The organism is Anaeromassilibacillus sp. SJQ-5, assembly GCF_054108045.1.
In genome coordinates, this window is the sequence record NZ_JBPJWQ010000001.1 from 570,204 (window position 1) to 596,316 (window position 26,113).

The 26,113-nt window shown below is 60.4% G+C and carries 17 protein-coding genes; all 17 read left to right on the forward strand.

Annotated features, from left to right (window positions below; all coding sequences use genetic code 11):
- Positions 1 to 51 precede the first annotated feature (51 nt).
- The 17 genes from ACSAMM_RS02325 (at position 52) to ACSAMM_RS02405 (ending at position 26,106) form a co-directional block, all read left to right on the forward strand.
- A complete protein-coding gene (locus ACSAMM_RS02325; protein WP_178722663.1) occupies positions 52 to 1,089 on the forward strand; it encodes a substrate-binding domain-containing protein in 1,038 nt (345 codons plus the stop codon).
- A 730-nt stretch (positions 1,090 to 1,819) separates the two neighbouring features.
- The gene (locus tag ACSAMM_RS02330) at positions 1,820 to 2,722 is read left to right on the forward strand and encodes a helix-turn-helix domain-containing protein (protein ID WP_178722665.1); all 903 of its coding nucleotides are present in this window, start codon (positions 1,820 to 1,822) and stop codon (positions 2,720 to 2,722) included.
- Positions 2,723 to 2,804: 82 nt separating this feature from the next.
- Entirely contained in the window at positions 2,805 to 4,217 is a 1,413-nt protein-coding gene (locus ACSAMM_RS02335; RefSeq protein ID WP_457789490.1) for an ABC transporter substrate-binding protein, read from the forward strand.
- 179 nt (positions 4,218 to 4,396) lie between these two features.
- The gene (locus ACSAMM_RS02340; RefSeq protein WP_457789492.1) at positions 4,397 to 7,357 is read left to right on the forward strand and encodes an extracellular solute-binding protein; all 2,961 of its coding nucleotides are present in this window, start codon (positions 4,397 to 4,399) and stop codon (positions 7,355 to 7,357) included.
- A gap of 12 nt (positions 7,358 to 7,369) precedes the next feature.
- A complete protein-coding gene (locus ACSAMM_RS02345) occupies positions 7,370 to 8,296 on the forward strand; it encodes an ABC transporter permease subunit (protein ID WP_178722671.1) in 927 nt (308 codons plus the stop codon).
- Between the two features lie 93 nt (positions 8,297 to 8,389).
- Positions 8,390 to 9,343 carry a carbohydrate ABC transporter permease gene (locus ACSAMM_RS02350; RefSeq protein WP_457789494.1) on the forward strand — a complete coding sequence of 318 codons (954 nt, stop codon included), beginning with the start codon at positions 8,390 to 8,392 and terminating at the stop codon, positions 9,341 to 9,343.
- A 12-nt stretch (positions 9,344 to 9,355) separates the two neighbouring features.
- A complete protein-coding gene (locus ACSAMM_RS02355) occupies positions 9,356 to 10,954 on the forward strand; it encodes a hypothetical protein (RefSeq protein WP_457789496.1) in 1,599 nt (532 codons plus the stop codon).
- Complete coding sequence (locus ACSAMM_RS02360; RefSeq protein ID WP_178722675.1) at positions 10,951 to 11,577, forward strand: YIP1 family protein; 627 nt, start codon at positions 10,951 to 10,953, stop codon at positions 11,575 to 11,577. The genes ACSAMM_RS02355 and ACSAMM_RS02360 overlap by 4 nt, the downstream gene beginning before the upstream one ends.
- 4 nt (positions 11,578 to 11,581) lie before the next feature.
- A complete protein-coding gene (locus ACSAMM_RS02365) occupies positions 11,582 to 14,182 on the forward strand; it encodes a DUF5696 domain-containing protein (protein WP_457789497.1) in 2,601 nt (866 codons plus the stop codon).
- A 2-nt stretch (positions 14,183 to 14,184) separates the two neighbouring features.
- Positions 14,185 to 15,114, forward strand: coding sequence for a sugar ABC transporter permease (locus ACSAMM_RS02370; protein WP_178720948.1), 930 nt, complete (start codon positions 14,185 to 14,187; stop codon positions 15,112 to 15,114).
- Positions 15,107 to 16,057: an ABC transporter permease subunit gene (locus tag ACSAMM_RS02375; protein WP_178720950.1), complete on the forward strand. Its 951-nt coding sequence runs from the start codon at positions 15,107 to 15,109 to the stop codon at positions 16,055 to 16,057. Before ACSAMM_RS02370 ends, ACSAMM_RS02375 begins: the two co-directional genes overlap by 8 nt.
- Positions 16,058 to 16,085: 28 nt before the next feature.
- Positions 16,086 to 17,459, forward strand: coding sequence for a glycoside hydrolase family 16 protein (locus ACSAMM_RS02380; RefSeq protein ID WP_457789498.1), 1,374 nt, complete (start codon positions 16,086 to 16,088; stop codon positions 17,457 to 17,459).
- Positions 17,460 to 17,567: 108 nt separating this feature from the next.
- Complete coding sequence (locus tag ACSAMM_RS02385; RefSeq protein ID WP_457789500.1) at positions 17,568 to 18,725, forward strand: hypothetical protein; 1,158 nt, start codon at positions 17,568 to 17,570, stop codon at positions 18,723 to 18,725.
- A gap of 90 nt (positions 18,726 to 18,815) precedes the next feature.
- Positions 18,816 to 21,116 (forward strand): hypothetical protein, encoded by a 2,301-nt coding sequence (locus ACSAMM_RS02390; protein ID WP_178720956.1) that lies wholly within the window; start codon positions 18,816 to 18,818, stop codon positions 21,114 to 21,116.
- A gap of 94 nt (positions 21,117 to 21,210) precedes the next feature.
- Positions 21,211 to 22,080: a hypothetical protein gene (locus ACSAMM_RS02395; protein ID WP_178720958.1), complete on the forward strand. Its 870-nt coding sequence runs from the start codon at positions 21,211 to 21,213 to the stop codon at positions 22,078 to 22,080.
- Positions 22,077 to 24,668, forward strand: coding sequence for a GH36-type glycosyl hydrolase domain-containing protein (locus ACSAMM_RS02400; protein WP_457789502.1), 2,592 nt, complete (start codon positions 22,077 to 22,079; stop codon positions 24,666 to 24,668). Before ACSAMM_RS02395 ends, ACSAMM_RS02400 begins: the two co-directional genes overlap by 4 nt.
- Before the next feature lie 25 nt (positions 24,669 to 24,693).
- Entirely contained in the window at positions 24,694 to 26,106 is a 1,413-nt protein-coding gene (locus ACSAMM_RS02405) for a phosphoglucomutase/phosphomannomutase family protein (protein WP_457789504.1), read from the forward strand.
- Positions 26,107 to 26,113 lie beyond the last annotated feature (7 nt).

Consider the following 26,113-nt stretch of genomic DNA (forward strand, 5'->3'; position numbering starts at 1 on the left):
AGATGGGTTACTGACTGGAAGAAACTAGAAACCAAAGAAAGGGAGAGGAGCATGGCGGAGAAAAAGGTGACCATCTATGACGTGGCCAAGCACTGCGGCGTGTCGGTGGCGACGGTGTCCCGCATCGTCAACAATGTGGATTATCCGGTGAGCGCCGAGCTGCGCACCAGGGTGCAGGCCTCCGTCAGGGAGCTGAAATATAAGCCCAATATGCTGGGCCGGTATCTCAAATCCAACCGGACCGACGAGGTGGGGGTGATCATCCCCAACATCTCCAATTTCTATTACCCCGGCCTCATCGCGGGTATCAACGACTCCCTGATTCACAGCGGCTATAACGTGCTGCTCTGCAATTCCTACCGAAACCCGGAATATGAGAAAAAGCAGTTTCTCTCCCTGCTGCAGAAGCAGGTCAAGGGCATCATCATCTCCACCGTCAGCGACGACACCTCCTGGATTGAGGAGGTCAATACCGACGATGTGACGGTGGTGGCCATCGAGCAGCCCCTGCACACCCCCACCCACCGGGTCTGCTTCAACTATTACGGCGGCGGTTATATGGCCGCCCGGTATCTGGTGGGCATGGGCCACCGGGATATCGCCTTCATCAGCCCGCCCCTGACCTACGCCAGCCGCCGCCAGCGGCTGGACGGCTTTCTCGCGGGCCTCAAGGAGAGCGGCATCGAGCTGGACGCCGATCATCTGCGGATTTCCGACTATGAGCGGGATGACGAGAATGTCTACGAGTTCAACATCGGCAGCCGCCTGGCCGAAAAGCTGATGCAGCTGGATACCCCTCCCACAGCGATATTCTGCATCAATGACATGATGGCTCTCGGGGCCATCCGCGCCCTCCAGCGCCGGGGCATCCGGGTGCCCCAGGACGTGTCGGTGCTTGGGTTTGACAACCTGGCCCTGTCCGAGATGATCACCCCCGCGTTGACCACCGTCGATCAGTGTACCCGGGAGATCGGCGCGAAGGCCATCGAGCTGCTGACCAAAAGCTTCGCCGATCCGGCGGCTCCCCTGGAGACCGTCCGCTTCAAGCCCAAGCTGGTGGAACGGGAATCGGTCGCCCGCCGCCCCTGATTCCGCTCCGCCCGAATCCTGAGCCGTCGCCGCCCCTGACTTTGAACCACTCGTGCCCCGATCCGCCGCCGGCCCTCCGAACGCCTTCCCCGCGCCACGCATCGTCATGCGGGGAAGGCCGGCATCCGCTTCCGGATCGCCGCGGGCGGGGGAGGGGCGGCCGCCCGGCGGCTCTTTCGGTGCGAAAATGTGCGAAACCGGCGCGGTTTCCTGCGAACGCCACCCCCCTCCGGCCCAAAACCGTGCGGAAATGTTTGAAAAATTTCGACAAAATCAGGCGGTGTCACTGAATAATAGAAGTTTTTCATAAGATATGCTAAGCAAAAACCGGACGGATTCGCTATAATAAATGTGTAATATGACCAGATCCCCTCAAAGGGAGGGTAAAAAGGAGTACGTTCCACCGTATTCCTACCTTTTTCATGGGAAACAGAAAACGTTTACTATCATTTTCCGGAACCTTCATCCAAAAGCCGAACGAAACGCCGAGACGGACCAATATGTAAGAAAAATTGGGACAAAACAGACGTGCCGAACAGGTCAGAAGCGACTGGAAAAATTTTTAATAGCAAGGCAGAAAACGATTTCTGAAGGCTTCAGGAACCATTTTCTTCTCTTTGTATAGATTTGCCAGGACATATCGTAACTTTTATACATTATAATGGAGACCCCAGACCCGTGGTTTGTACAAAAGGGGCCAGCGTTTAAGCGCAACCGGAGGTGATCGAAAGTGGATGTAAACGGCATGGTGGTGTTCACAAAATGCATATCCATCGCCTGCGGCGGCTCCATGCCGCTCTCCTTCTCGGATTACGCCCGCATCGCAGCGGAGAATAAACCGGAAAATATCCTGGCCATCTGCCGCGTCCAGCGGGGCAGCGGCCATATCGCGCTGGGCAGCATCTCCACCGAGGTGAACAGCGGCAGCCTGCTGCTTCTGGGCAGTGGAGAGAGCTACACATTCACCGCCTCGGAAAATATTCTGGCCAACCTCATCGTCTTCGACCGGCGGCTGTTCAGCAGCTCCTACGCCTACACCCTTGGGCGGGAGGCTCTGGCCCCCATGCAGGCCCTGGCCCGCGGGTGTGAGCTGATTACCGAAAAGGACGCCTGCTACGGCGAGGTCATGGCCACGGTGGACACCATCTGGCGGGCGGCCGAGGCAGGGGAGACCAGTTCGCCGATCATGGCGGTGGCTATGCTGTGGCAGCTGGCGGCCCAGCTCAAGCGGGAGACCGAACGGCGGGGCGACACCCTGGGTTCTATCCGGGAGACCCGGAACAAGGAACGGCTGGCTCCGGCGGTCAACTACACTTACCAGCATTACGATCAGAAAATCACCTTGGCGGATTTGGCCCGGGAGGCCAACATGAGCGTACCGAATTTCAGCTCGGTCTTCCGCGAGACTTACGGGATTCCGCCCATGGAGTACCTCGCCCGCATCCGGCTGCAGAACGCCGCCGACCTGCTGCAGAACACGGACAAGAAAATCATCGACATCGCGGAGGAATGCGGCTTCTTCAGCATTTCCAACTTCATTAAGGCTTTCAACAACGGCATGGGGATGTCCCCCTCCCGTTACCGCAAGGAATGCGGCGGGCCGGATAAGGCCGATAAACCCGCAGACGATTAAGTCCCATGCGGCGGTTTCAAACTGCCTGGCGCATACAAAGGGAACCCTTCGACTTATCTATACAGAACTGGAGGAAAACGAAATGAAACTGGCTATCACCCGTATACTCGCGGCCACTGCCTCGGCGCTGTTTCTCACCGCCATGGCGGCGTCCTGCGGCGACAACAACAAGGGCGGATCCAGCACCCCCTCGAAGGAGGAGCAGAGCTACGACTTCGGCGGCATGAAAATCACCTTCGCCGACACATGGGGCAAGGATTTGACCCCCGGCAAGGACGCGGCTACCGACGCGCTCATTGCCAAAATCGATAAGGTTAAGCAGAAATACCACGTCGATTTCGAATGGGTCAAGATCGATTCCGGCCCCTATTGGGACAACATGGCGAGCGTCATCATGAGCGGCGAGCCCTACGGCGACATCATGTACTCCTTCCCCTGGATGATCACCGACTGGATTAAGGCAGGCGCCGTCAAGGACGCGGGCGCGGTGGCCAAATCCGTGGGTATCGACTTTAAGGACGGCACCTGGAACGACTTCATCGTGGACGAAACCACCTATGGCAATACGATCTACGGCTTCTCCAAGAAGGCCAACACCATCCAGTCCGGCATGCTGTACAACAAGCGGCTGCTCAAGGAGGCCGGGCTGAAAGATCCCAACGAGCTGATTAAGGGCGGCGGCAAGTGGGATTACGCCACGCTGGAAGAGTACGCCCGCAAGCTGACCAAGCTGGACGCGTCGGGCAACACGGTGCAGTGGGGCCTGTCCACCATGGATTCCTACTGGCTGATGACCGCCTTCGCCGTCAACAACGGCGCGGATCTCATCGACTACAGCTCCAACCCGCCCAAGTTCACCATGGATTCCCCGAAATCTCTGGCGGGGCTGGAAGTCTTTAACAAGATGCTCAACACCGACAAGACCATCTATCTGCGGCCGGCCGGCGGCGACTGGAAGGTCACCGTGGACGCTTTCGCCAACGGTAAGGTGGGGCTGTTCCGAGCAGAAGAATGGGTTATCGAGTACATCCGCGACGTCATGACCGAAAATGGCACCAACGAGGATTACGGCCTGACCTACTTCCCCCAGGGCCCGGATTCCACCGGCTTTGTGGACGAGAGCTACGGCGGTAACTCCTACTTCATCCCCGCCTCCATCAGCAATGAGAAGGCCCAGGCCGCGCTGTTGGTTTACCGCGACCTGATGGATCCCTCCGACGACGGCTACACCAAGGAGGAGCGGGTGCGCAACACCGGCGAGTCCCTGTTCCCCGACGAGGCGTCGGTGGAGGTGTACACCGACCTGATGTTCAACAACAAGATCAAATCCAACGGCGTGTGCCGCGTGGGTCTGCGGGAGGCCATGATGGAACTGGCCGGCAGCTTCATGGACAACGCCGGCACCCCCCAGTCGATTCTCTCCGAAGCCAAGAACCGGTATCAGGCCGTGATTGACGACAGCTCCTACACAGCGGTACTCAACGAGCAAAAATAGCCCGACAGCTTATAGTCCGGACAGGTACGCCGCCCTCCTCCAAACGGCGGAGGGCGGCGTTTTGCTCCGGGAAACAATTTTGGCGGTTTTCCTTGCGGCCAGCGACCTCTGAAAGTAAGCGATTACTAGAAACGAGTTGGATGGTCGGAAGGAAAACCGCGGAAAGGCACGGTTCCGATATGCCGCGTAAAATGTTGACCCTGCTGCTCAGCGCCGCGCTGCTGCTCTCCTTGACGGGAACGGCTTTCTCCGCCGCGGCGCAAGAGACCGCCGGGCGCGGGGAGACCGCCCCGGCCGGCGACAACGCCGAGGTGACCGGCGAGGAAATCGCCGCGGCCCCCACCTATACGGCGTTTCTCAAAGACCACAACATCACGGATGAAAACGCCGCCCCGGCCGCCGGGCAGGCCATCCGCCTGGACAGCGGCATGCTGGCGGCGGGAGAGGGCAAATTCACGGCCGGGACGGACAGCGTCCTGCTGGACGAGGAGGGCAGCCTGACGGTAGCCTTCCAGGGACAGCCGGGGCTGTATAATCTGGTCATTGAATACGACCCGGTGGCGGGCCGCTCCCGGGATGTGGAGCTGGGCGTCCGCCTGGGCGGCAAGCTGCCCTTCCAGGAGGCGGGCAGCCTGGTGCTCACCCGCCGCTGGCGGGACAAGGGTGGAAAAATTGAGACGGATCTCAACGGCAACGATATCCGGCCCTCCCAGGAGGAAATCACCAAAGAGGAACGGGATTGGCTGACTTATACGGCGGAGGACAGCTCCGGCTTTCACACCCGGGCCCTGCTGTTCCCCATCGAGGCAGAAAACACGCTGACCCTGTATGCTTCCCGCGAGAGCGTACATATCCGCTCCATTACCTTGCAGCCGGCCACCGAGCTGCCCACCTACGCCCAGTACAAGGCGCAGCACGCGGGGGCGAAGGACGCCACCGTTTCTCTGCCGCTGATACAGGCAGAGCTGCCGGCGTGGAAGAACGACGCCACCATTGTGGCGGCCTCCGACCGGGTATCGCCCGCCACCACCCCCTTCAAGGGGGCGAAAATCAGCCTGAACAACATCGGCGGCAACACCTGGTCCAGCCCCGGCAAGGAAATCGCCTGGGAGTTCACCCCCACCCAGACGGGACTGTATGAAATCCGGCTGCGCACCCGGCAGAACTACAAGCGGGGCTTTTACGCCACCCGTACCCTGAAAATCAACGGGGAAATCCCCTTCGCGGAGGCCCAGGACCTGCGCTTTACCTACCACAACGGCTGGATTATCTACACCGTGTCGGCGGGGGACGAGGCCTGCAAGTTCTACTTTGAGGCGGGCAAGACCTACACGATGTCCATGACCGTGACCTTGGGCGATTTCGGCGACACCTTGGGCCGCACCCAGGAATCGGTCTCGGTGCTCAACGACATTTATCGGGAGCTGCTGATGATCATCGGCTCCACCCCCGACACCATGCGCGATTACAACCTGGATAAGCAGATTCCCGACACCATCGAGCAGATGCTGACGCAGGCGGAGAAGCTGGAGGCCATTGCCAGCGACATCCAGGAAATCGCCGGCTTCTCCGGCAGCGAGCTGGCCAGCCTGCGGAAAATGGCGACCCAGCTGCGGGAGTTCCATAAGGATCCCCGGGAAATCTCCAAGCGGCTGCGGTATTTCAAGGACAACATCGCCGCCCTCAACACCTGGATGCTGGATGCCAAGAGCCTGCCGCTGGACGTGGACACGGTGACCATCGCAGCCCCCAGCGAGCCCCTGCCCAAGGCGGATGCCAACTTCTTTCAAATGGCGGGGTACATGTTCCAGATGTTCGCGGCGTCCTTTGTGGAGGACTACAACTCCCTGTCCGGCACCGGCGGAGCCACCGACACCCAGCTGACGGTGTGGTCCACCACCGGCCGGGATCAGGCCACCATCCTCAACGATCTGATCCGCTCCACCTACACCCCGAACAGCAAGCTGACCGCCGGCAAAACGGTGGGGGTCAACCTGCAAATCGTGCAGGCGGACGCCATTCTGCCCTCTGTGGCGGCGGGCAACGGGCCGGACGTGCTGATGCACGCCGGGATGCAGCTGCCCATCAACTACGCCACCCGTAAGGCGGCGGTGGATTTGAAGACGGTGGCGGACGCCGCCGATTTCGAGAGGGTGACCGCCCGGTTCCGGGAGAGCGCCCTGACGCCCTTGAGCTTCAACGGCGGGGTGTACGGCCTGCCGGAGCAGGAGACCTATCCGGTCATGTTCTATCGCACGGACATTCTCTCCGAGCTGGGGATCCCTGCGCCCTCCCTGGATAACCCCTGGACCTGGGAGGACGTGATCAAGTATCTGCCGGTGCTGCAGAAAAAGAACATGAGCTTCCTGATGGACACCGGTACGAGCGTGGGCGCCGACGTCAGCGTGGGCATGACCACCTTCGCCATGTTCGTTTACCAGCGGGGCGGCCAGTTCTATAAGGATGGGGGCATCGCCACCGCTCTGGACAGCGAAACCGCGGTGGAGGCCTTCAAGTTCTGGACCAAGTTCTACACCAGCTACGGCCTGCCCACCAACTTCAACATCGCCAACCGCTTCCGCACCGGCGAGTCCCCCATCGTCATCGCCGACATGACCCTGTACAACCAGCTGATCGTGTCTGCCCCTGAAATCAAGGGGCTGTGGCAGATGAGCGTGGTGCCCGGCACCAAGAAGGACGACGGGACGGTGGATCACTCGGTGCGCTCCTCGGTATCGGCCTGCATCATGCTGTCCACCGCGCAGGACAAGGCGGCGGCCTGGGACTTCATGAAATGGTGGACGGACACCGACACCCAGGTATCCTATTCGAGAGAAATGGAAAGCCTGCTGGGCACCTCCGCCCGGTATCCCTCCGCCAACGTGGAGGCTATGAAGCAGCTGCCCTGGTCCACCCGGGACTTCAAGGTCTTGCAGGCCCAGGCGGCCTGGGCCAAGGGCGTGCCCGAGGTGCCCGGCAGCTACTACACCCCCCGGCACATCAACAACGCTTTCCGGGCGGTGTGCATCAAGGAGGACGCGGACGAGCCGCGGGAGACCATCCTGCAGTACGCCCGGATCATCAACGACGAGATTTACGACAAGCGGACCGAGTTTGGCCTGCCCACCGAAAAACGATAGGAGGTACGTTCGATGTCCCTGCAAACCAACAAGCCCCAAAGCCGGCTGGGCCGGGTGGGGCGCAAGCTGTGGCACGACCGGGTATCCTATGCGTTCCTGCTGCCTTTCGCGGCGGTGTTTATCACCTTCACGGTGCTGCCGGTGCTGGCCAGCGTTTTCTACAGCTTTACCTACAACAACATTTTCGAGCCGGTGCGCTGGGTGGGGTTTGAAAACTACATCCGCCTGTTCACCCGGGACGACGTGTTCCTGACGGCTTTGCAGAACACCCTGGTGTTCGCGGTCATCACCGGGCCGGGCGGATACCTGCTCTCCTTCGTGGTGGCGTGGCTCATCAACGAGCTGTCTCCCTTCCTGCGCACCCTGTTCGTGCTGATTTTCTATTCGCCCACCATCGCCGGATCGGTTTACGTCATCTTCGGCACCCTGTTTTCCGGCGACATTTACGGCTATGTCAACGGCGCGCTCATCAACCTGGGGTTCATCACCGACCCCATCGAATGGCTGACCGATCCCCAGTACATCAAAATCGTCATCATTTTGTGCGTGCTGTGGGGCAGCATGGGCGCGGGCTTCCTGTCCTTCGTGGCCGGGTTTAAAAACATCGACAAGCAGTTTTACGAGGCGGCCGCCATCGACGGCCTGCGCAACCGGTGGCAGGAGCTGTGGTACGTGACCCTGCCCATGATGAAGCCGCAGCTGCTGTTCGGCGCGGTCATGAGCATCACCAGCGCTTTCTCCATCCATGAGGTCACGGTGGCGCTCGCGGGCTTCCCCTCCACCGAATACGCCGCGCACACCATGGTCAACCACATGTGGGACTACGGCTACCAGCGGTTTGAGATGGGATACGCCTCCGCCATAGCGGCGGTGCTCTTCCTGATGATGCTCGTGTGCCGGAAGCTTATCAACCTGCTGCTCGAGCGGGTCGGCCGGTAGGCAAGCGCCCCCTGCTTCGAATGAGAATACTGTGAATGACCGGCACCGCGTGCGACAATCGGTCGCAAGGCCGCCGGAGAAATGGAGCCCGACATGGAAGCCAATGTGAAAAAGCCTCACCCGGCAGGGACGGTTTTCGGCACGATGGGCCGCGGACTGGCCCGCGCGGGCAGCGCTGTCTACCGGTTTTTCCGCAAGCTGCTGGGCGTGCGGAGTACCCGCAGCCTGGCTGGTGATATATGCAATATCCTGTTTCTGACCATTCTGGCCATTTTCATGGCCATCCCACTGGTTTACGTGGTCTGCAACGCGTTCAAGCCCATCGACGAGCTGTACCTTTCGCCGCCCCGGTTCTTCGTGCAGAACCCGACGCTGGACAATCTGAAGGACCTGATGACGGTGATGAACAACTCCTGGGTGCCCATCACCCGGTATTTCTTCAACACCCTGTTCATCACGGTGGCGGGCACCGGCCTGCACGTGATTTTCGCCTCCATGGCGGCTTACGTGCTGGAAAAGCACCGGTTTTACGGGCGGAACGCCTTTTTCGGCCTGGTGGTCATGACCCTGATGTTTTCCCCGACGGTCACCTCCATCCCCAACTTCGTCATCATGTCGGGCATCGGGTTCGTGGACACCTATCTCGCGCTAATCATCCCGGCCATCGGCTCGTCCCTGGGGCTGTTCCTGATGAAGCAGTTCATGGTGACGGTGCACGACTCCATCCTGGAGGCGGCCAAGATCGACGGGGCGGGAGAGCTGCGGATCTTCTTTAAAATCGTCATGCCCACGGTCAAGCCGGCGTGGCTGACCCTCATCATCTTCTCGTCCCAGACCCTGTGGAACTCCACGGGCGGCGTGCTCATCCGCAGCGAGGAGCTCAAGCCCCTGCCCTACGCCCTCAACCAGATCATGGCGGGCGGCTTCGCCCGGGCGGGCGCGGCCTCGGCGGTGGGACTCATCCTGATGAGCGTGCCGATTTTGATTTTTATTTTCAGCCAGAGCCAAATTCTGGACACCATGTCCACGTCGGGCATCAAGGAATAGGAGGAATGACCGATGAGTAAACTAGCGGCTTTCCTCCGCAGGGGGGCGCCCGCCGCCCTGGCGGCGCTGCTGCTTCTGGGAGCCGTTCCCGCGGCGGCGGAGGAGGCCGGCGCCAAGGTATACGCGCCGGAGCTGTCCTTCCGCAGCTACACCTACAGCCGGTGGGGGGATCCGATCGCCTGCCCCGATCCGTACACGGTGGAAAAGGTGGTCACCGGCGTGGACTTGGGCGTCGGCGATTTTAAAAAGCCCAACGATATGTTCGCCTCCGCGGACGGCTATCTGTATATCGCGGCCAGCGGCGACACCGCAGCCGACAACCGGGTGGTCAAGCTGGACAAAAACCTGCAGGTGGTCGGCAGCTTCAGCGGCTACATCGACGCGGACGGCCAGACGGTGGCCTTTAAAGAGCCTCTTGGCGTTTTCATCACGGCGGAAAACGATATCTATGTGGCGGACGGCACCTCCAAGCAGATCATCCACATGGACGCGGCCGGCAAGCTCAAGAGAATCATCGCCGCCCCGTCGAGCGAAGACAGCGCCATCATCGACGCCGATTTCGTGGAACGCTACCGGCCGTCCAAGCTGGTGGTGGATTCCTCAGGGCGGATCCATGTGGTGGCTATCAACGTCAACGAGGGCATCGTGGAGTTTGACCCGGACGGCAAGTTCGAGGGCTTCCTCGCCGCCGGCAAGGTCAACGCCAACCCCATCGAGGTCATCTGGAAAAAGCTGTCCACCCAGGCGCAGCTGGAACGGATGTCCGATTTCGTGCCCATCGAATACAACAACGTGTCCCTGGACGACGAGGACTTTATTTTCGCCACCTCCGCCGCCATCGACGGAAAGGTGGTGGTTTCCGAGCTGCGCAGCGGCAAGGGCACCGAGCAGGGCGCGCTGGTGCGCCGGCTGAACATGCTGGGCAAGGACATCCTGCGGCGCAAGGGCTTCGGCCCGCCGTCGGGCGACCGGGAATTTGTGGGGGACACGGACAACATCGATTCTCCTTACATCGGGACATCCAAATTCGTGGACGTGGCCAACGGGCCGGACGGCACCTACACGGTGCTGGACAGCACCCGCAGCCGGCTGTTCACCTACGATTCCGAGGGGTATCTGCTGTACGCCTTCGGCGGGCCGGACGTGACGGCGGGAGGGTTCCGCACCCCGGCGTCCTTGGCGCAGCTGGACGACTGCCTGTATGTGCTGGACAGCAACACCCGGGCCATCACCATGTTCCGGCGCACCGGCTTCGGCGACACGGTGGCCGAGGCCATCGCCTGGCAGGAAGGCGGCGACTATAAAAAGTCCGCCGAGCTGTGGAGTGAGGCGCTTACGCAGAATGCCAACTACGACATGGCGTATTCGGGACTGGGCAAGGCCTCCTACCGGGACGGCGATTATAAAGAGGCCATGCGGCTGTTCAAGCTGGGCAACAACACCGACTGGTATTCGCGGGCTTACAAGGAATACCGCAAGACCGTGGTGGCCAAGTGGTTTGCGCCCGCCGCCGTGGCGGTGGCGGTGCTGGCGGTCGGCATCCTGGCCGCCGTGAAGATACGAACCAAACGGAAAACCGGCAGCTGGAGAGGGAGGAGGAATGACCCTTGAAGAAGATAGGAAAAGGGCTGCGCTACTCCTTCACCATCATGACCCATCCCATCCGGGGCTTCTATGAAATGCGGTTTGAAAACCAGGGCAACGTGGTTTCCTGCCTGCTGCTGCTGGTGCTGCTGGTGCTGGCCTTCATCTGCCAGAGCCAGTATACCGGATTCATTTTCAACGAGGTCAACCTGAAGGAATTCAACGTCATCCGGCAAATCTGCGGCGTGGTGATACCGGTCTTGCTCTGGTGCGTGGCCAACTGGTCCATCACCGTCCTGATGGACGGGGAGGGCCGATTCGTGGATATTTTCATGGCGACCTGCTACGCGACGGTGCCCTACACCATCGCCACTTTCATTGGGGTGATTATGAGCCGTTTCATGACGGCGGACGAAAGCACCTTCATCGGCATCGTCACCGGCCTGGGTGTGGCGTTCACGGCGCTGCTGCTGTTCTGCGGCATCCTGACCGTTCACCAGTTCACGGTGACCAAAAACGTATTTTCCATCATTCTGACCGTGGCGGGCATGGCTTTCATCGTTTTTCTGGCGCTGCTGTTCGCCAGCATATTCGACAAGCTGTTCAGCTATGTGGCCGGAATCTTTACCGAAATTCAGCTGAGGATGTGACGACATGCGAACCAATCGAATTTTCCGTGCGCTTGCCGTTCTTCTGGCGGCTGTGACGGTACTGTCTTTCGCGGGCTGCGGCGAGATGGCGCTTCTATTCACCGAGCTGCCAGCGGCGGATGTACAGCAATGGAAGACCGGCGATCCCATCACCCAGACCAAGGAGATGCTGGGGCTCGAGCAAATGAAGCAGGTGGCCTCCCAAGGCGGGCTGACCCTGTATATGAACGAGAAAACCACCGAGATCGCCGTCAAGACCGCCGACGGGACGGTGTGGTTCTCCAACCCGCAGAACCGGCTGGATCTCAACGCGTCCTCCCTGGGGCGGTATTCCTCACCGCTGCTGGTCACGGCCATTGATTCGGCCGAGACCTCCAAGCAGATGAACGCCTTCGACGACAGCGTCAAATACGGGCAGTACACCATCCAGTCCATCCAGAACGGCGTGCGGGTGGAATACCATTTCGGCCAGGTGGTCAAGACGCCGCTGTATCCCCAGGTGCTGACCAAGGAGCGGTTCGACGAGCTGCTCGAGGGGCTGACCAAGGCGGAACAGAACAACATGAAGCGGTACTACCTCGAGGTCAATTACGACACGGTGACCGATCAGCAGGCGCTGAAAAACCTCGAGGAGCAATACACGAAGATCAAAGAAGTCCAGCACATCTACGCGCTCAAGCAATCGCCGTCGGCGCTGGAAACCAACCGGATTACGGCGTATTTCACCAAGCTGGCATACACCCAGGAGATGCGGGACGCGGATCACGCGGCCGTGGGGTACACCGACCCTGACAAGGCCAAGGGCAACTTCCTGCTGCCGGTGGAGTACACCCTGGCCGACGGGAGGCTGAATGTTCGCATTCCGGTGGCGGATATCCGGGTGACGTCCAACCTGAAGCTGGACACGGTGACGCTGCTGCCCTTTATGAACACGGCCGCTGGGCTGACCAACAGCCAGGCGGTGGTGCCCGACGGGTCGGGTGCTATCATCCATCTAAGCCAGGTGCGATCCGGCAACACGGCGGAGTACGCCGAAGGGTTCTACGGGCGGGATTACGCCCTGTACCAGCTGTCCCAGGCGGCGGTGAAAAAGAATCTGTACCTGCCGGTATACGGCATCACCGCCGAGGAGGGCGCCATGCTGGCCGTCATCGGCCAGGCGGATGCCACGGCGTCGCTGTACGCGGCGGCCCGGGGCTCCGAACAGGATATCGGGGCCATCGGCGCCCGGTTCAAGCTGCTGGATTACGCCCAGGTGAAGCTGACGAACACCGACACCAACACGGTCAACAGCTACCCCGACAAGTCCATCGAGGATGACATCGCGGTGGATTACACCTTCCTGGACAAGAGCCGGAACCAATGGACGGACGTGGCGGCGACCTACCGGACCCGCCTGCAGAAGGAAGGCAAGCTGACGGGCAGCGCTGGCTCCACCCTGCCGGTGATGGTCAACCTGGTGGGGGCCATCGATGATAAGGCGCCGGTATTGGGGATCCCGCGGGAGATCCTGCGGCCGCTGACCACCTTCTCTCAGGCGGGGGACATCGCCGACCGGCTGGCCGAAGCCTTCGGCGGAGACCGGCTGGTCATCCGGTATTCCGGATGGCGCAAGGGAGGGCTGAAGTCCTCGGTACTGACCGGATTTGACCCGGAGGGCAAGCTGGGCGGAGCAAAGGGACTTGGGGCCCTGGCCGACAAGCTGCAGGGCATGAATGCCCGGCTGTTCCCCGATGCGGATTTCCAGTACGTCTACCGCGACAAGCTGTTCGACGAGTTCAGCTCATCAAAGGATGTGGTGCGGTTTATCACCAGTGAATCGGCTTACAAGCCCGCCTACAACAAGGCCACCTTTGTTCCCGACGCGGATGGGCTGTTTGGATACATTCTCGAGCCCACCCGGATGGCGGGGCACGTGGACAGTTTCCTGAAGGCGGTCAAGGGAAAGGGACTCAGCGGGTTCAGCCTGCCGTACATCGGGGCGGATCTGTCCAGCAACTTCAATAAGGACGCCTTCATGACCCGCAACGCGGCCGCCGCCTATTCAGTGGAGGTCATGCAGAAGCTGCGGGACGCGGGCTACGGAATTCTCTCCACCGGGGTCAACGCCTACGCGCTGCCCCTGCTCGACGTGGCGGTGGCGATTCCCACCGACTGCAACACCCATCCGATGCTCAGCCGGTCGGTGCCCTTTACCCAGATGGTGCTGTCCGGCAGCGTCCAGTATGCCGCCGAGGAGCTTAACCGGGCGGCGGACGACCGGTACTACCTGCTCAAGTGCATCGAGACCGGTTCGGCCATGTATGTGTCGGCCATCGCGGCCGCCAATTCGGAGGTCAAGGACACGGCGTACGACGAGCTTTTCGCCGTCAACTTCGATACGCTGGAGCCGCGGATTAAGGAAGTGGGCAGCCAGCTCATCGAGGCGCTCTCGCCGGTTTACGGCCGCGCCATGGTGGGGCACACGCAGCTGACCGACGGGGTCGTGCGGGTGGATTACGAGGGCGGCAAGAGCCTGTATATCAACTATAACCAATCGGAGGCGGCCACCGACGCGGGCACCGTGCCCGCGGCCGGCTGGCTCCTGGCAGAGAAGGAGGGCTGAACATGGGCAAGGAGAAGAAAAGCGCCGGGCGGCGGCGTTCCGACCTGATGACCAGGCGGAACCGCACCGGTTATGTGTTCATCGCCCCGTTTCTGGTGGGATTTGCCGCGTTTATGCTCATCCCGCTCATTCAGTCTTTTATTTTCAGCTTCAACGACATTAAAATCGTGGAAAACGGGTACACGCTGGTACCCAAGGGGCTTTACAACTACCAGTACATTCTCACCATCGACACCGATTTCCGGCAGCGGATCGTCAACTCCTTCATCATGACTCTGCGGGACACCATCGTCGTGGTGCCGTTCAGCTTCTTCTCGGCGCTGATTCTCAGCAAGGAATTCCACGGACGCACCTTTGCGCGGGCCATCTTTTTCCTGCCGGTCATCGTGTCCACCGGCGTGCTGGCGACCATGGATTCCAACAGCGTCATCAGCATGATGATGGACCGGGACACCGCCTCGGCGGCCAACAGCATGCAGCAGACGTTTTCGGCTTCCGGGCTTATCACCACGCTGTTTGCCGACAGCCTGCCCACGGAGATGGTGGATTTCATCAGCACCGCCACGGCGGGAATTTACGACATCATCATCAAGTCGGGCCTGCAGATCATCATCTTCATCGGCGGCCTGAACACCATCTCGCCGTCCCTGTTCGAGTCCTCCAACATCGAGGGGGCCACCGCATGGGTGAATTTCTGGAAAATCACGTTCCCCATGTGCGGGCCGTACATCCTGCTCAACGTGGTGTACACCATCATCGACTCTTTCACCAACCTGAGCAATCCGCTGATAGCCAGAATCCGCAGCGACCTGATGGGGCTGAAAAATTTCGGCGTCGCGTCCAGCGCGGCCTGGGTGTACTTCATCGCGATATTCGCGGTGCTGGGCATCGTGTTCGCCGTGCTGCAGAGGAGGGTGTTCTATCATGAATAACAGCCTGTCCACCCCCCGCATCCGCAATCCGAGGCTTCGCAAGCTGCTCAGCAAGAAGACGGCGGCGAAATGGATGCTGGCCCTGTTCCGCACGGTGTTCATCGTCGGTATTTGCTTTACCATCCTGTATCCCCTGCTGACCAAGATTTCCATGTCCTTCATGGACGAGACCGACCTGTATGACCGGACGGTTAAGGTCATCGCCAAGCATTTCACCCCGGAAAACTACCTGGAGGCCGCCACCTATATCAACTACGGCAAGCTGCTGCTCAACACGGTGGGGCTGTGCACGGTGGTGTCTCTGCTGCAGGCATTGTCCTGCACGGTGGTGGGATACGGGTTCGCCCGGTTCCACTTCAAGGGGCGGGGGATTCTGTTCGCCCTGGTGGTGCTGTGCATGGTGGTGCCCACCCAGGTTATTCTGACCCCGCAATACCTCAATTTCAAAGCGATGGGCATGCTGGGCAGCTTCGCGCCGTTCATCGCCCTGGGGCTGACCGGGGTGGCCCCCCGCTGCGGGCTGTATATTTTCCTGGCCCGCCAGTTCTTCCGGGGGGTGCCGCGGGAGATCGACGAGGCGGCGGCCATCGACGGCGCCGGACCCTACAAGACCTTCACTTCCATCATGCTTAAAAGCGCCATCCCGATTATGGTAACCATTTTCCTCTTCTCCTTTGTCTGGCAGTGGGGGGAAAACACCTACACCAACCTGTTCTACAGCAGCTTCCAGACCATTGCCAAAACGCTGGACAGCCTGGGATACGCCCTGGCGGACATCCAGCAGAGCAGCGGCAGCGTCGTATCCCTGGCCGCTCAGATGGCCTATCAGTCCATCCTGCGGGCGACGGCCACCCTCCTGGCGATTATCCCGCTGCTGGTTCTCTATGTATTCTGCCAGAAGTTCTTCATCCAATCGGTGGAACGCACCGGTATCGTGGGGTGATGACCGTTATGAAAGGGAGGAAACGGCCATGCGTAAGCGAATGCTGTGCGGGACGCTGGCGGCCGCGCTCGTCATGACGGCGGCGGGGTGCGCGGCGGATCCCCTGGCGCAGGATCGGCTGCCTGAAAAGGTGGAGGAAACGCCGGTACAACGCAGCGAGACCTATCCAGAGCTCTGGCAGGAGGACGGGTCGCTGTTCGACGATTTCACCAACGGCGTGAATCCGGAGATCTGGACGGTGCCGGACACCAAATGGGGCTACGACAACCGGGGAGTGACCAGCCGGAACGTCAGCTACACCAAGGACGGCATCCTGGTGCTGGCCGCCAACGGCGACCTGTACAAGGGCGACATCATGGGGATGAGCGACGGGGGCCGGCCGGCCACCACCGGCACGCGTACCGGTGCCATCGTGCGCAGCCATTACTATTTCGGCCCCGGCAGCTACGAGGTGAAAATGAAGGTGATGCCCCGGTTCGGCGGGTGCAGCGCCATCTGGACCTTTTTCAACGACGGGAGCCGAAACCATGAGATCGACATCGAGCTGCCCGGACCCAGCAAGTACAGCTTCGATTATGCCGGCATGACCAACTACATCACCGAGGAAAAAATGGCCTCGGTGAAGACCAAGACCATTGCCAACAACGACGGCGACTGGCACACCTACCGCTTCGACTGGCACACCGATCCGGCGGATCCGCGCATCGATTACTACATCGATGGGGAAAAGCTGGTCACCAGCCGCCGGAACATTCCCACCGTCAAAGGCTATTTCACCATCGGGGTATGGTTCCCGAAGGGGTGGGCCGGCGTGGCGGATTTCGAGCGCAATTACATGTATGTGGACTGGTTCCGGTTCACCCCCTACGACGAAACGGGGTGGGAGGCCAATCCACGGGAAAACCTGGAGTTCGACATGGAGGGGCTGGAGCATACCTATCCTTCCCAAACCTCTCCGCTGCCGGTCAACAATTTCTTCGCAAACGGCAGCTTTGAGGACGGGCTCGAGGGCTGGACGGCGGAGGGGGAGGCGGCAGCCTCCACGGAGCACGCTACCGATGGCAAGGGTAGCGCGGCCATCGGCAAGGGCGGCAGCCTGGCCCAGCTGGTTTCCGGTATCTCGTCCAAGGTGAAGTACACCCTGACGGTCAACACCAAAAACTCCTCCAAAAAGACGGACGCGGTGTTGGAGGTGGAGTACACCGACGCCTTTGGCAATTCCCTGCTGGAAAAATCGGTGGTGACCGAAAAGCTGGAGAACACCGGCACCTGGCAGCATACCCTTCAATTGACACCGCCCTCCCAGGCGAAAAAGGTGCGGGTCACCCTGCGCAACAACGGCGGCGGCACCCTGTGGGCCGACGAGGCGGTGCTGGTTCCGGCCGGCCCGGCCGAGGGTTGAGGCGGTTTCATAGGATAGGGGAAATCTCCGATAAATTATGCAAAGAGAACCCCACGCAGCCGTGCGATAATAAACTTGTAACCCGATGAAAAAGGAGGAACAGCAGCTATGAAAAACACCCTGTTTCGAAAGGGCGCCATTGTGTTTCTGTCGCTCTTGACGACGGCCAGTCTGATGGCGATCCCCACGGCGGCCGCCCCGCTGGAAAAGGATCCGCCCAAGGGCTACGCGACCAAGGTTCCCGGAAAGAATGACGCCGGGGTACTAACCTATCAGGACTTTGAGTCAGATACGCTCAACGACGAGGGCATGATTGGAAAATTTGCCGCTACCGAGCCGGACGATACCTCGATTTCTCCGGCCAAAATCGAGGTGGTCAGCAATGTGGCACATTCCGGCAAAAAGGCGCTGAAGGTCTCCGCCCGCGGCAAGAGCGCGGATGGCAACCCGATGGGCTACAACACCTTGACCTATAAAGACATCGGCATTGATATTGCCGAAAAGTTCGTCAAGGATGCTTCCAACAGCAAGAAGACCGATACGTACTTTATTTCCGCATGGGTTCGTAATGTGGATCCTTCCGTCACCCAGTACTTCTGGCTGCAGCTACAGTACGGCGGTTCTGCCGAAGTATGGCTGCCCGGCCAGACCTATTTTGAGGTCAAGGGCGACGCCTGGACTCAAATCGGCATCGCGGTCGTGGATGGTAAGACCTATTACGTCCCCTTCATTGAGGACAGTACCAAATCCGGCATTTACGCGCCCCGTAATGGCGTATCCACTTGGTCGGCTTTGAAGTTTATCACTAAGAACCCCAAGGCCAATCCCGCGGACACCAATGAGAAAATCGTACAGACCAACGGCGATTTCTACGTGGACGATATTGTGATTTGGAAAGTGGACGACGCGTCCCAGCTGATTAAAGAACTGCCGCAGCCCAGCAGCGGCACCACCACCAAGAAGCCGGAAAACACGACCACCACCACCAAGGGCGGCGGCACTACTAAGAACGAGTCTTCCAACACAACCCTGGCCCCTGCGGACAGCAGCGCGCCCACCGATTCCACCGTTTCCACGGAGGAAGCCGTTACCACCGCCCCGACCAATGAGGCTTCCAGCGGCTCGGCGACAACCACCGCGCCGGAGAACAAGGAGGACGGCGGCGGACTGGGCGTGGGCGCCATCGTCGGCATCGTCGTCGCGGCGGTCGTGGTTCTGGGCGGCGGCGGATTCGCTCTCTACTGGTTCAAGTTCCGCAAGCACTAATCGGCAAGAACCGGCCGGCCGCCGACGCTCCATGTGGGCGCCGGCGAGCCGCCGGTAAGAAATAGGAAACACAAGTAAGGAGGATTATGGATGAAACGATTTTTGAGCGTGGCCCTGTCCGCGGCGCTGCTGTGCGGCGGCCTGGCGGTCACCGGCGTTTCGGCAGAGGACACGGCCAAGGTGCGGCCTACGGTTACTCTGGTGGAAAGCGGGTTCGAGAATGGGATGGACGCGCCGTTCTCTGCGAATGAGAGCGACGCCGGCAAGAAAGCCACCATTACGCCGGTGTCCATCGCCGATTCGGTCAATGCCTATCTGCACCTTACCGATCGAGAGGCAAATAAGCGCAGCGCGACGGTGATGCAGAATGTCAAGGAACAGCTGAAGGCCAACGGCGCCGCGGGTAAATATTATATCAGCGCGCGTATCAAGTTGGACAATCCGGATGAAACCGCGTATTTCGTTCCGTTTATTCAGGGCTCTGGCGGGATGCAGCTTCAGACCGGAGGCGGTACACGCTTCGCCGTAACGGATGAATGGACGACTATCGGGAAAAAACGGGATGGCTCCTACATGGATTTTTCCCTGGTTAACGGCGCCTTTGATCCGGCGGCTTTAACCTGGGCCAAGTTCTATTTCCTGGCGTTCACCACGGAAAGTGGGGCGCAGACGCCCTATGACGGCGGGTATTCCATCGACGACGTGACGCTCTGGTTCGTTCCCAACGACGGGGCGCCGGCTTCCGTCACGGAAATCGGAACCAACATCCTTAAAGACGGCGATTTCAACGCCAAAGTCGAGGATGCCAATTATTACAATACCCAGAAGGCCGAAGGCGATGCCTGGTATGTGGCCACCAGCAATGATGCCGCCACCGGTGAGCCCCTGGTTGCCGCCACGGTGGAAAAGGAAACCCTGTCCGCTGTGGACACGACGATCGTGCATAACGGCACCGGCGCCCTGCATATTACCAATCGCCCCGGCGTACAGCAGAGCATCGCGGTTGATTTGAAAGATGTCGTAAACAGCGTTGGCAAGCTGAGCAAAGACGAGCATTATTATATCTCTGTGTGGGTGCGCGCGGAGACGGGCACCATCAAGGTGCAGCCCATTTTCGGCTGCAGCCTTAGCGCCACCATGGGCAACGGCTATATTCTGCCCCGCAGCGGCGGTTATGTGGAGGTCGGCGAAGAGTGGACCGAGGTTGGCATTGATGTACCGGGTGAGTATTTGCCCTTCCTGATTAACGGCAGTGCCGACGCGGGTAACTTCGATCCCTTCGGCGCCACTTGGGCGTCCATCCGTCTGGCTACCGAAGACACGGCCAATTTCTATGTGGATGATTTCAAAGTTATGGGCCCGCGGCCCGTGGCTGACGCCGTGGCGGCGTTTGTCAAAGCCGTTGAGGATCTGCCGGCGGCGGATGCGATTACCCGCGGCGACGAGGTGGCCATCACGGCGGCGGAATCCCTGTATGAAGGTCTGAATTTGGATTCGCTTTCCGCTGAGCAGAAAGCGACTGTCGCGGCCGCCAAAACCAAGCTGGACGCGGCTCGCGCGGCTTTTGACGCGCTGCCCCCGGAAAAAAATGCGTTTGTTCCGGAATTCAAGTATGAGAATAAGGCTAATTTGATTGCTCCCTATGGCGATCTGGAAAGCTTCACTGCCAACGATTACATCTGGTCTGAGGCCGACGTTGAGGGTGGGCATCCCAAGTACACCCTGATTACCGACAAAAATATCGCGCATGGCGGTAACAACTGCCTGCTGATTTCGGATCGAACCAGTAAGTACAATGCGGCGGCTTTCACCTTGACCGAGGTTATCAAGAGTCAGGGAGGCGGCAAATACTATTTCTCCGCCTGGCTGCGTACCAAGAACCCCGGCGACGTGATGACCGTGACCCCTCAACTGTATATCAGCGCTCTGGGAGATCCGGCCGGCGTGTATGAAGCGGAACCTGTCGAGATCACGAATGAGTGGACCTTTGTCGGCGTTGCCTACGACGATCTGGACGGCTATCTGCAGTATCAAGGCAATGAGATTCCGGAGTATACGCAGGGCTATATTTCTCTGCGATTTCGCGGCCAGAACGAACTCTGGGAGAGTGACGCGGACGGCGCTGCGTTCCCCGACTACTACATCGACGATCTGAAGTTCTGGAAAGCCTTTGACGGCCAGGAAGACTATGAGGATCCCGACAATCCCAAGCCCGCTCCCACTCCCTCCGAACCTGGCGACAATAGCTCCACCGGTGGCGACAACAGCTCCACCAGCGGGGACAATGGCAACCCCTCTAACCCCACGACCGGACACAGCCTGCCTCTGGCGCTGCCGGTGCTGGGTGTGTTGGCCCTGGGCGGCGTGCTGCTGACCCGTAAGCGCAAGTAATCAAGGCAATGTTCCCTGTGTCCGGGGCGGTCCATGAGGCCGTCCCGGACTCTGGGATCGGGCCCGCGATAGTCAGAAAGGCGTGAACAAGACGATGACAGACCAACCGTATCTGAATTTAGGACGTCCGCTGGGCTCCTGGGTCTGGAATGTTTCCTATTATGTGGTCAATCCCGACGAGCTGTTCCGGTTCTGCCGGAAAAACCACGTGACCGAGCTGTATTTTTCCATCAACCGGGACGTAACCGACGCCCGGTACGCGGATCTTATCCGGCACTGCGCCGCGTATGGCATCCGTGCCGCCGCCCTGTCGGGCGATCCGGTCTGGATTATGCCGGATAAACGGCGGCCGTATCAGGAGTATCTGGAGCGGGTGGACGCCATCAATGCTCTGTGCGGAGACGGCCCTCAGTTTTACTCTCTCCATCTGGACGTGGAGCCCCACGTACTGCCGGAGGTCAAGCGGGACGGCATGGAAGGCTACATACCCCGCTTTGTGGAGCTTATCCGGGACGCCAGGGCGCAGGCGGATAAGCGCGGCTTGCAGCTGGAATGGGATATTCCCGCCTGGTTCGGCAAATTCCATGACGCAGAAAACGATTGCTCTCTGACCGAAACCATTTTCCGTTACTGCGAAGCAGTGGGGATCATGGCGTACAGCGACACGGCCGAGGGGCAGTACCGTGTGGTGATGCCCAATGTGGAAATCGCCAAGAAGACTGGCAAGCATCTGATGATCGGCTGCGAGACCATGGATCTGGACGAGGCGCGCCGGGAGGACGGCAACTGCGCGATTTCCTATTTTGAGGAAGGCAAAATCTACATGTACAAGTGCTTGCAGACCATTATGCGGGACGTGGCGGAAACCTATGATGCGTTCGGCTTCGCCATCCATGATGTGAAGCGCTGGATCGCCCTGCAGCCCCACGTACTCCCGAAATACGCGGAGGTGTATGGCAAATGAACGCATTAAAAAACGCCGCCCGGCTGGCGGCTATGGCCGCGAGTGCATCGGCGAGAGAATTGGACGCCGCCGCCCTGCCCGGGCGGGCCTGGTTCGCCGGAGACAAGGAGATCTTTACCCGTCCGCGGGACGACGGGGACTGCCGGTATCCTTATGGCAGCGACGGCTTCAATTTCTGGGCGTACACCTCCGGGTATATGCACAGCAACGAGGGCATTTTCTCCCCTTTTCTGCGCAGCGCCGAGGGGCAGGAGCCCAAGCTGTGCTGGTTTGCGGGCTTCCCGACCGAGGCGGGCAATAAAATTGTCCCTCTGCTGGCGGTGCCGGAAACGGAGGACGACGCGGTGCGGTATACCGTGTTCAACAAATCCTTTGTGACCTATATGTGCGAGGCCGAGGGACTGCGCTTGAGCGTGCGCGTGTATGTGACCGGTGACCGAACCACTCGTTTCACGCTGGGGGTAGAAAATTTAACTGAAAAAGAAATCGATTTCTTTATTTCCTCCTACTGCAACCCCTTTTTGCTGCACGATGTGTTTGAAAACGGGGAAAACCGTTGGTTCCGCGAGGTGAGCGTGGCGGCGGGCGAGAGCCTGCCTGATTTCGTGGTGCGGTGCAACGAGAGCATCAGCCGCACCCGGCAGGTTTCCAACTACGGCGTGCTGACCCGGACGCTGACCCTGAACGGCGGCGCGGCGCTGAAGGGGCATGAGGAGACCACCTCCCGGGCCGCTTATGTGGGCGGCGCCCGTTCGAGCCTGCATCATCCCCGGGGCGTGCTGGCCGGCACCTTCGGTGCGGCGCCGACGGTCACCACCTTCACCGAGGTGGGGATCTGCGGGGACATCCTGCGCCTGACCATGCCGGCCGGGGCCTCCCTTCGGGTGGACAGCGCCTTCGCTTACCGCGTCCACTGTGAGAATGGCGGAGCGGTGGAAGAGCTGCGGGCCCTGCGGCCCGCTCCCGCCGCTTTCGACGCGGATTTGGCCGCTCTGATACAGGCCGAGGAGGCCAAAAGCGGCGGCTTGACCATGACCTTCGAGGACGGGAAGGAAGACAGCCTGTCCGCCGAAGTGATGAACGCGTTTGTCGAACAGCTCAAGAAGCAGGTGGAGTTTTGCGCCACCATCAAGGGCTATATTCAGCTCAGCGCCGGATCGCTCATCGGCATCCGGGACGTGTTCCAGGCGCTGGAGGGCTATATGATTTGGCAGCCCGAGGCGGCCCGCGCCAAGATGCTTGAAGCGCTCAGCTTCACCGATCCCTCCGGGCGGTGCCCTCGCCAATACGCGCTGCCGGTGCGGGAGGGCGCGGCGCCCGCCATGGATCTGCGCCCCTTCATCGATCAGGGTGTGTGGGTGATTTCCACCATCGTGACTTATCTCAAGCTGACCGGGGACTTCGGCTTCTTGGGCGAGGTCTGCGGGTACTATGAAATCGTGGACGAAAAAAAGCGGCTGGTCAAAAAGAGCGAGGAGCAGGATACGGTTCTCGATCACATGCTGCGGATCATGAACTGGCTGTTGGACAAGACCGATCCGCGAACCGGCTGCATCCGGGTGCTGTTCGGCGATTGGAACGACGCGCTGGACGGGCTGGGAACCAGCCGGGATCCGGACAAGGAATACGGCAGCGGCGTGTCGGTGATGGCCGCGTCCCAGGTATGGCAGAACCTCAACGAGATGATGGCCCTGCTCTCCCTGCTCAACGCGGACAAATACTCGGACACCATCACCGACTATTCCGAAAGGGCCGACCGGCTGGCCGCCGGGCTGCAGAAATACGGCATCGTGTACAACGACGAGGGACAGGCCCGCATCAGCCACGGCTGGGGCGACGAGTTGTCTTATCACGTGGGCGGCTGGAACGACCCGGACGGGGTGGCCAGACGCAGCCTGACCTCCAACGCGTTCTGGGTGCTCAGCGGCCTGTACGATCGGGATACCGGTCTGCGCGGCGTTATCGAGAAGGACATCCTGGCGCTGGATTCCAAATACGGCCTGCGCACCTTCGAGCCTCATTTTGAACCGGACGCCAAGGGCGTGGGACGGATCCCGAAGCTGCCCGCCGGCACGGCGGAAAACGGCGCGCCGTATATCCACGCGTCGGTGTTCGGCGTGATGGCCCTGTTCCGTATGGGCAGCCCCGAGGCGGCCTGGCAGGAGCTGATCAAGTCCCTGCCCATGACGCACGACACCATTTCGGTGTCCCCGTACGTCATGCCCAACTCGTACGGCTATAACCCGGAGAAGAATGTGGACGGCCAGTCCATGATGGACTGGCAGACGGGTAGCTCCAACGTGACCCTCAAGTTGCTTGTCCGGTTTGTGGCGGGCGTCCGCCCCGAATACGACGGCGTGTGGGTGCAGCCCGCCGCCTACTGCCCCTTCGGCGCTTTCACGGCGGAGGTGCCGGTGAAGGGCGCGGTGGTGCGCATCCGGTACAAGCAGACCGGGGCCGGGAAACGCCGGTTTACAGTGGACGGCGAGCCCGCGGAGGGCCGGTATAACGACATCCTGAAGGCACAGCGCCTGTGGATTCCGGCCAACCGCCTCAAGGGAATGATCGAGGTCACGGTGGAGGACTGACGACGGCATAGAAAGGAGAAGGCACATGATAGGATTTGGAACGGGCGGCTGGCGTGCCGTAATCGGGGAAGAGTTCACGAAGGCGAACGTGCAGCTGCTGACGGCTGCGCTGGCGCGGAAGATGAAGGACGAGGGAACGCAAGGGAACGGGTTCGTCATCGGGTACGACCGGCGGTTTCTGTCGGTGGAAGCGGCGAAATGGGCGGCGGAGGTGATGGCGGGGGAAGGCATCGCCTGCAAGCTGGTGAACCGGGAGGCGCCGACGCCGCTCATCATGTTCGCGGTGAAATACTACGACATGGCGTACGGGATGGCGGTGACAGCGAGCCATAACCCGGCGATCTACAACGGGATCAAGGTGTTCGTCAAGGGCGGCCGGGACGCGGACGAGACGGTGACGGCGGATATCGAGCGCTATATCGCGGGGCTGGAAAGGGACAGCCTGCGGGCGGTGCCGTATGAGCAGGCGGTATCGGAGGGGCTGGTGGAGGAGATCAACCCCCAGAACCCGTATCTCGACTCGATCATCCGGGGGATCAACATGGACGCGATCCGGAGCCGGAGCCTGAAGATCATTCTGGATCCGATGTACGGGGTGTCGAAGACGAGCCTGCAGACGATCCTGCTGACGGCGCGGTGCGACGTGGACGTGATCCACGACCGGCACGACACGCTGTTCGGGGGGCGGCTGCCGGCGCCCAACGTGGAGACGCTGGGAGCTTTGCGTAACGCGGTGCTGGAGCGGAAGGCGGACATCGGTATCGCGACGGACGGAGACGCGGACCGGCTGGGGATCATCGACGACAAGGGGCATTTCGTGCACCCGAACCAGATCCTGGTAATCCTGTACTACTACCTGCTGAAATACAAGGGGTGGCACGGGGCGGCGGTGCGGAACATCGCGACGACGCACCTGCTGGACAAGGTGGCAAAGGCGTTCGGGGAGACGTGCTATGAGGTGCCGGTGGGCTTCAAGCACATTTCGGGCAAGATGCTGGAGACAAACGCGGTCATCGGCGGGGAATCGTCTGGAGGCCTGACGGTACGGGGCCACATCCAGGGAAAGGACGGGATCTACGCGGCGTCGCTGCTGGTGGAGATGCTGGCGGTGACGGGCAAGAAGCTGTCGCAGATCTACGACGAAATCATCGGGGAGTATGGGAACCTGGTGATGGCGGAGCGGGACTACCGGTTCAGCGCGGCACGTAAGGAGGAGATCCACCGGCTGCTGATGGAAGAGAAGCAGCTGCCGGAGTTCCCCTGCGAAGTGGAGAAGGTATCTTACCTGGACGGGTGCAAGGTGTACTTCGAGAACGGCGGATGGATCATCGCCCGTTTCTCGGGGACCGAGCCGCTCATCCGCATCTTCTGCGAGATGGAGGACGGCTCCCAGGCCAACGCCATCTGCGATCAGATGAAAGCCTTCCTTGGGCTGTAAGGAGGCG